A 6,857-nucleotide genomic window follows, 5' to 3' on the forward strand; every position below is an offset into this window, starting at 1 on the left:
GGTACGTTACGCCCCATGCCCACCCTGACTGCAGGCCGCATCCGACACGGCGTCGTCTACTCGCTCAAGCACGCTCCCGGCTCCGAGGAGGAGGCCGACTTCCTGCGCGCGAACGCGGCGCTGGAGTCGATCCCCGGCGTCGAGGCCTTCGAGCTGCTGCGCGAGGTCAGCCCGAAGAACGACTACCGCTTCGCGCTGGTGATGGAGTTCGCGGACCGCGCCGCCTATGAGGCGTACAACAACCATCCCGAGCACGTGAGCTTCGTCCGTGACCGCTGGGACAACGAGGTCACGGACTTCCTCGAGCTCGACTCGGAGGCGCTCTAGAAAACGGGTGATTCGGTGTACGCGCCCCAGACGTGCTGGAGCGCCTCCACCATCTCGCCCTCGGTCGCGTGCGCGCGAGCGCATTCGACCATCACGGGCATCAGGTTGGCCTCGGTCGCCGCGGTCGCGCGCAGCTCGGCGAGCTTGCGCTCGACCTCGGCGCCGTCGCGGCGCGCGCGGACGGCCTGGACGCGGCCGATCTGCTTGCGCTCCATCTCGGGGTCGATGCGGTGGATCGGCGTCTCGCCGTCGTCGCCCTCGGTGTACTTGTTGACGCCGACGACGATCCGGTCGTGGTCGTCGATCTTCTCCTGCAGCTCGAACGCGGCGTCCGCGATCTCGCGCTGCGGGTAGTTGCGCTTGACCGCCTCGACCATGCCGCCGAGCTCGTCGATCTTGGCGAAGTAGGCGTAGGCCTGCTCCTCCATGCGATCGGTCAGCGCCTCGACGAAGTACGAGCCGCCGAGGGGGTCGACCGTGTTGGTCACGCCGGTCTCGTGGGCGACGATCTGCTGCGTGCGCAAGGCGATCCGGACCGCGTCCTCGGTCGGGAGCGCGAGCGCCTCGTCGTAGGAGTTGGTGTGCAGCGATTGCGTGCCGCCGAGGACGCCGGCGAGGGCTTCGATCGCCGTGCGGACGATGTTGTTCAGCGGCTGCTGGGCGGTCAGGGAGACGCCGGCGGTCTGCGTGTGGAAGCGCATCAGCCAGGAGCGCGGGTTCTTCGCGCCGTAGGTCTCCTTGAGCTCGCGCGCCCAGATCCGGCGGGCGGCGCGGTACTTGGCGATCTCCTCGAAGAAGTCGATCTGCGCGTTGAAGAAGAAGCTCAGGCGGGGCGCGAAGTCGTCGACGTCGATGCCGCGGGCGATCTGCTCCTCGACGTAGGTCAGGCCGTCCTTGAGCGTGAACGCGAGCTCCTGGGCGGCCGTGCTGCCGGCCTCGCGGATGTGGTACCCGGAGATGCTGACCGGGTGCCAGCGCGGCATGTTGCGCGTGCACCACTCCATCATGTCGCCCAGCAGGCGCATCGCCGGATCGACCGGGAAGCACCACTCCTTCTGGGCGATGTACTCCTTCAGGATGTCCGCCTGGACGGTGCCGCCCAGCTTGTCGGCGGGCACGCCTGACTGCTCCGCGGCGACGACGTAGAAGGCCATCATCATCGCCGCGGGCGCGTTGATGGTCATCGAGACCGTCACGTCGCCGAGGTCGATGCCGCTGAAGAGCGTCGACATGTCGTCGACGGTGTCGATCGCGACGCCCTCGCGGCCCACCTCGCCGAAGCTCTTCGGATGGTCGGAGTCGTGGCCCATCAGGCTGGGCATGTCGAAGGCGGTGCTGAGGCCCGTCTGCCCGTGGTCGAGCAGGTAGCGGAAGCGCTCGTTGGTCTCCTCGGCGGTGCCGAAGCCGGCGAACTGCCGCATCGTCCACAGCCGCCCGCGGTACATCGACGGGTAGACACCGCGCGTGAACGGGAACTCGCCCGGGTTGCCGATGTTCTCCTCGTGCGGGCGGACGTCCTCCGGCCCGTAAAGCGCCTTGATCGGCTCGCCGGAGAGCGTCGTGCGCTCAACGGCTACTGCGTCCTTCGTGCGATTGACGGGAGGTGCGCTCATGAGAATGCTCGGGCCTAAGATAGTTGGAAGTCCGCCTATTCTAGGCGGGCGCGACGAGAAGGCAAGCGCGGCACCTGCGCTTCACAAAGTCTTTACGTACGGCGCGACGCGCTAGAGCGCGAGACCGCCGTCGAACGGGTAGTCGCCACCCGTCGCTCCGGCACTTTCGGGGCCCGCCAACCAGGCGATCAGACCCGCGATCTCCTCGGGGTCGAGCAGGCGACCGTGGGGCTGCTGGGCGGCGAACGCCTCGGCGGAAGCGAGCTCGTAGAGGCGTGCGGTCTCGTCGAGGATCGACGTGCGGGTGGAGCCGGGGGAGACGGCGTTGGCGGTCACGCCGGTGCCGCCGAGCTCGACCGCGAGGGCTCGGATCAGGCCGGTGACGCCCGCCTTGGAGGCGCAGTACGCGGCGAGCATCGGCAGGCCGCGGGTGGCGGCGGTGGATGCGACCGCGATGAAGCGGCCGTGTCTCGGCTCGGGGCGGCGCAGGAGGGCGGGGATGCCGACGCGGGCCGCGGTGAGGACGCCGTAGAGGTTGACCTCGAGCACCGCCCGCTCCTGCTCGGCGTCGAGCTCCCACGCGGGCACGCCGCCCGCGATCACCCCCGCCGCGGCGACCATCACGTCGAGCCCGCCCCACCGGCGCTCGGCGATCTCCACCGCGCCGGCCAGCGCCTCCGCATCGCAGGTGTCGGCGGGGATCGCGACGACCCGCTCGTTCCCGAGCGACTGCAGCTCGGCCATCGTGCCCATGGAGTACGGGAGGCGCGGGTCGTCGGCGCCGCGATCGACGGCGACGACGTTGAACCCCTCGGCCGAGAGCCGCCGCACCGCCGCGCGCCCGATCCCTCGCGCCGCGCCGGTGACGAGCGCGACCCCTCGCGCCCGCCCACCGACCGGCAGCCGCGACCGCTGCCGCGCGAGGCGGGTGCGGGACGAGGTCATCGAGCGCGGCCGCGTCATGCGGTCACCGGATGAGGGAGATCGGCCACGAACGCGGCGAGGTCCGCTTGCGCCGCCACGAGCAGCTCCCGGCCCTCTTGCGCCGACGCGCCCGCCGGGTCGCCGAGGACGCCGTTGGGGCTGACCGCGCGCACGCCGCCCTCGCGCAGGCGCCCCATCAGCGCGGGCAGCGGTTCGACGTTCCCCGCTTCGCGCTCCTCCCCGACCAGTTCGGGCGCGAGCGCGAGCATCAGCGAGGTCTCGATGCGGCCCGCGTGGGCGTCGCCGCCCCAGGTGGGTGACCAGGCCCAGACGTCGTGGCCTTCGTCGCACAACCGGCGGACCGCCGCGGCGAGCGGTTCCGCGTTCCCGCCGTGTGCGCACACGAACACCACGCGGGCGAAGGAGGACGAGCGGACCAGCTCGACGAGCACGTGGATGAGCGCTTCGCGGCCGATCGACAACGTGCCGGCGAAGCCGCCGTGCTCGCCGCTCGACCCGTAGGGCAGCGCGGGGGCGAGCACCGCGTCCAGCGACGACGCCAGGGCCATCGCGATGGTCGTGTCGGTGCCGAGCGGCAGGTGCGGGCCGTGCTGTTCGGTGGCGCCGAGCGGGACCACGAGCAACTCGCCCGTCACCGCGCGGGTCGTCATCCGGTCAAGCGCCGAGGCGCCGGGAGAAGCCATCCGGGATAAGTAGATCGGATGGGGTCAGGTCGTGCACCGACGCGCGCCCGAGGCCGAGCAGCGCCGAGTCGATCCCGTTGCGCAGCACGTCGAGCACGTTCTCCACACCCGCCTGCCCGTCCGCCGCCAGGCCCCACAGGTACGGCCGGCCGATCATCACCGCGCGGGCGCCGAGGGCGAGCGCCTTGACGACGTCGCCGCCGCGGCGGATGCCGCCGTCGAGCAGCACCTCGGCCTGCCCGCCGACGGCGTCGACGACGGCGGACAGCGCGCGGATCGTCGCCGGCGTGCCGTCGAGGTTGTTGCCGCCGTGGTTGGAGACCGAGATCGCGGTCGCGCCGACGTCCTGCACGGCGCGCCTGGCGTCATCCACGCGCACGATCCCTTTGACCATGAACGGGCCGGCCCAGAGCGAGCGCAGCCACGCGATGTCCTCCCACGATGGCGGCGGCGTGCCCATCCACTCGCCGTAGGCGGCGAAGAACCCGGGCGAGCCCTCGAAGTTCGGCACCTGCAGGGCGGGCGGGCGCTTGGTCTGCGCCCACCGGTAGGCCCATCGTGGTCGTCTCAGAACCTCGGGTGCGAGCCGTGCCATCGCCTTGAGGTCGAGTTGCTGCGGGATGAAGGGCGAGCCCCAGTCGCGCGAGTGCGAGAACGTCCAGTCGAGCGTGAGGATGATCCCCGCCGCGCCGGCCGCGCGCGCCCGCTCCACGCGCGCCTCGATCGCCTCCCGCGAGCCCGCCCAGTAGGTCTGCGCGAACGTCTTCGGGTTCTCCGTCACGACCTCCTCGATCCCGGTGCTGCCGAGGGCGGAGAGCCCGAACGCCGTGCCCCGCGCGGCCGCCGCGCGCGCCGCTCCCGGCTCGGCGACGGGATGCACCGCCTGCACGCCGACGGGGGAGAGGATCACCGGCAGCGCGAGGTCGACGCCCATGGCCGTGGTCGCCAATTCGCGGTTCTGCACCGACCCGGCGACGTGCGGCGCGAACCCCAGCTCGGAGAACGCCGCGACGTTGTCCGACAGCGTCAGGCCGCGCTCCGTGCCGGCCTTGATCGCGTTGAACACGCTCGGCGGGAGGGTCTTCTTCGCCCGCCGCTCCGCCTCCGCGACGCTCTCGAACCAGGGCATCGTCTAGACCGGCGACTCGTTGCAGGGCCGCTCGACCACCGTGACCGGCACCATCGCGCGGCGCCGGATCGAGTGGTCGACGCTCGACTTGCGCGGCGTCGCGGTGGCGAGTGCGTCTTCGCCGTGGCCCAGCACGCATTCGGGATCGGGGCCGGCGAGCGGGAGGCCGGTGAAGAACTTCGCCGCCATGCACCCGCCGCGGCAGGCGTCGTACATGCCGCAGCTCGAGCACGCGCCTGCGGCCTGCGGCTCGCGCAGCTCGCGGAACAGGTCCGACTCGCGCCACACGTGTGCGAAGCCGGCTTCGCGGATGTTGCCCGCGAGGAACGTCTCGTGGATGGCGAACGGGCAGGCGTAGACGTCACCGACCGGGTCGATCAGGCACACGACGCGTCCCGCACCGCACAGGTTCAGGCCCGGGAGGGTCTGGCCGTAGGCGGCGAGGTGGAAGAACGAGTCGCCGGTGAGGACCTGCTGGCCGTGCTCGAGCAGCCACTCGTAGACGATGCGCTGCTGTTGCTGGGTGGGGTGCAGCGTGTCCCAGACATCGGCGCCGCGGCCCGAGGGACGCAGGCGGGTGAGTCGCAGCTGGGCGCCGAAGTGGTCGGCGATCGCCTTGAAGTCGTCGAGCTGGGCGACGTTCTCGCGGGTGATGACGACGGAGAGCTTGAAACCTGTGCCCTTGAGGTGCTCCATGGCGCGGATCGCGGTGTCGTACGAGCCTTCACCGCGGACGGCGTCGTTGACCTGCGCGGTGGCGCCGTCGAGCGAGATCTGCACGTCGACGTAGTCGTTCCCCCGCAGCCATTGCGCTCTGTGCGCGTCGATCCTTGAGCCGTTGGTGGAGAACTTCACGCCCACGTGGTGCGCGGTCGCGTACTCGACGAGCTCCCAGAAGTCCTTGCGCACCGTCGGCTCGCCGCCGCCGATGTTCACGTAGAAGACCTGCATCCGCTCGAGCTCGTCGATCACGGCCTTGGCCTCTTGCGTGGTCAGCTCGCGCGGGTCGCGCCGGCCTGAGGAGGAGAGGCAGTGCACGCACGCGAGGTTGCACGCGTAGGTGAGCTCCCACGTGAGGCAGATGGGCGCGTCAAGCCCGCGCTCGAACTCCTCGTTGAGGGCACCCCGCGCCTGCGACCGCCGCCGCACGAAGCTCAGACGGCGCGTGCCGAAGTCGTAGGCCAAGGCGCCGAAGCGCTCGGGGCGCAGCGCCGTATCGGCGCCCAGGCGGGCGGCGCGGCGGAGAGTCTCGACGTCCACGGCGTTTTAGTAGACGCCGCACATCCCGTCGATGGAGACGTCCTCTACGAGCAGATCCTCCTCGACGAGCGCCTCGGGCTCCTCGACCACGGTCTCCTCGACGACCTCGGGCTCGGTCACGGGATCAAGCATGTCTCTCTCCTTCGCGCAGCGGTCTCCGCGCCGGAACGTAACACTCGTCACGACATGCTGCCGCCAGACTTCCACTTGGCGTTGGGCGCACGGTTCGAGGGCCGGACGCTGCTGGGCGGCGAACCGTTCGCGATCGTGCACCTCGGCGACCGCGCCGCGGCGCAGGTCCGGGCGTGGTCCGAGGGCGCTTTGGTGGGGGAAGCGGGTGAGCTGGCGCGGGCGCTGGTGACGGCGAACCTGGCGCAGCCGATGCCCCCTTTGGGCACTCTGCCGCCGGTCAGCGTCGTGATCCCGGTGCGCGACCGCTCGATCGCGCGGCTGCTCGCCGCACTGGACGTCGCCGAGGTGATCGTGGTCGACGACGCATCCGCGGACGGCGAGGCGTTGCGTCGTGAGGCGTCGGCGGCGGGCGCGAGGTACGTGCGTCGAGACGTACGCGGCGGTGCGGGAGCGGCGCGCAACACGGGCCTCGCGGCGGCGACGCACGAACTCGTCGCGTGCGTGGACAGCGACTGCGTCCCGTGCGCGGGCTGGTTGGACGCGCTGCTCCCGCACTTCGCGGACCCGGAACTGAGCGCGATCGCCCCACGAATCGTCGCCCTGCGCGACGAGGGTCGACTTCCTCGCGTAGAGCACGAGAAACTCGACGCTCGCCGCGCGGGGGAGACGCGGGCGGGAGCGGCGCGCGGCGGAGAGGCACGCGCCGGCACCACGACGGGCGGCGGCGCCACGACGGGCGGCGGCGCCACGACGCGCGGGCTCGCGGAC

General features: G+C 71.5%; 8 protein-coding genes. 2 read left to right on the forward strand and 6 right to left on the reverse strand.

All coding sequences use genetic code 11. The features are described from left to right. Window positions 1-15: 15 nt before the first annotated feature. Window positions 16-327, forward strand: a complete 312-nt coding sequence (locus OM076_RS12355; RefSeq protein WP_270040236.1) for a Dabb family protein — start codon at window positions 16-18, stop codon at window positions 325-327. Here OM076_RS12355 and OM076_RS12360 read toward each other — a convergent pair. The 6 genes from OM076_RS12360 to mftA form a co-directional block, all read right to left on the reverse strand. Beyond that, complete coding sequence (locus OM076_RS12360; protein WP_270040237.1) at window positions 324-1,940, reverse strand: acyl-CoA mutase large subunit family protein; 1,617 nt, start codon at window positions 1,938-1,940, stop codon at window positions 324-326. The genes OM076_RS12355 and OM076_RS12360 overlap by 4 nt on opposite strands. Window positions 1,941-2,051: 111 nt before the next feature. After that, entirely contained in the window at window positions 2,052-2,885 is an 834-nt protein-coding gene (locus OM076_RS12365; RefSeq protein WP_270040238.1) for a mycofactocin-coupled SDR family oxidoreductase, read from the reverse strand. Between the two features lie 14 nt (window positions 2,886-2,899). Continuing rightward, entirely contained in the window at window positions 2,900-3,568 is a 669-nt protein-coding gene (mftE, locus tag OM076_RS12370) for a mycofactocin biosynthesis peptidyl-dipeptidase MftE (protein WP_270040239.1), read from the reverse strand. Further along, entirely contained in the window at window positions 3,540-4,697 is a 1,158-nt protein-coding gene (mftD, locus tag OM076_RS12375) for a pre-mycofactocin synthase MftD (RefSeq protein ID WP_270040240.1), read from the reverse strand. The genes mftE and mftD overlap by 29 nt, the downstream gene beginning before the upstream one ends. Before the next feature lie 3 nt (window positions 4,698-4,700). After that, a complete protein-coding gene (gene mftC / locus OM076_RS12380; protein WP_270040241.1) occupies window positions 4,701-5,957 on the reverse strand; it encodes a mycofactocin radical SAM maturase in 1,257 nt (418 codons plus the stop codon). 6 nt (window positions 5,958-5,963) lie between these two features. Then, a complete protein-coding gene (gene mftA / locus OM076_RS12385; RefSeq protein ID WP_270040242.1) occupies window positions 5,964-6,089 on the reverse strand; it encodes a mycofactocin precursor MftA in 126 nt (41 codons plus the stop codon). A 54-nt stretch (window positions 6,090-6,143) separates the two neighbouring features. Between mftA and OM076_RS12390 the strand changes: the two genes are divergently transcribed. Next, a partial coding sequence (locus OM076_RS12390; protein ID WP_270040243.1) for a glycosyltransferase occupies window positions 6,144-6,857 on the forward strand: 714 nt, incomplete at its 3' end.

The organism is Solirubrobacter ginsenosidimutans (genome assembly GCF_027587205.1).